At 67.7% G+C, this 734-nt stretch carries 1 protein-coding gene; it reads right to left on the bottom strand.

All coding sequences use genetic code 11. The features are described from left to right. Positions 1-192 (bottom strand): glutaredoxin-like protein NrdH (nrdH, locus tag FK530_RS24485; protein WP_146489436.1); only part of this gene is annotated, 192 nt, incomplete at its 3' end. Positions 193-734: the final 542 nt, after the last annotated feature.

Raw genomic sequence — 734 nt, 5'->3', positions numbered from 1 at the left:
GTACCCGCTCCAGTGGTCCTCACCGGCGACGACGACGGGGGCCTGCTGATAGCCGAGCGTCTTGACGAATTCCAGGGCCTCGACGTCCTGGGTGAGGTCCACGCTGGTGTAGTCCAGACCCTGCTTGTCGAGCGCCCGGTAGGTCGCATCGCACTGGACGCACATGGGCTTGGAGTAGACCGTGATCGCCATGGGGGCACTCATCCTGTCCTGGTTGTGGGAGGTAAGTCGTGTGGACGGTGGTCGGACCCGAATGGCGGGCCTGTAATCACACGTCTGTCATTTTCGGGGCGCAGCCGCCGCCCTGATGTGTCCCAACACTACACCTTGTGTCCGCGATGTCGGTGGACCACTAGGTGTTGTGTTCGGGGTGTCGTGCCCTCCGCCTGTGGACACCGTAGTCAAGGGGTGTGGAAGGCCTGTGGAGGACGGCGCAGTGGGATCGAGGAGCCCACGCCCCCATGGTCGCCCACGGCATGTGCATCTGGCCCCGGTGAGCCGGATCGCTCGGTGTCCTGAGGGCATGGAGCGGGCTGTGGACGCGCCCGCCGGGGCTGTCCACAGCCTGTGGAAGACGCGGGTGTGTTTCTCCTCGGCCAGTCCGATTGCGTCGGCGTGTCGCACCAGGGGCATCGGTGCGACACGACCCGGGCGAGCCCTGGCGCGTGGGTCGGTGGACGTGGGACGGCGTGCGAGGACCTGCCCCCCGGGCACGGGCCCAGCCGGGCGCGTCC

This window comes from Tsukamurella conjunctivitidis, from assembly GCF_007858475.1.
GTDB lineage: Bacteria > Actinomycetota > Actinomycetes > Mycobacteriales > Mycobacteriaceae > Tsukamurella > Tsukamurella conjunctivitidis.
The sequence above is the reverse complement of the archived record's forward strand: the minus strand, read 5'-3'. Positions and strand labels throughout refer to the sequence as shown.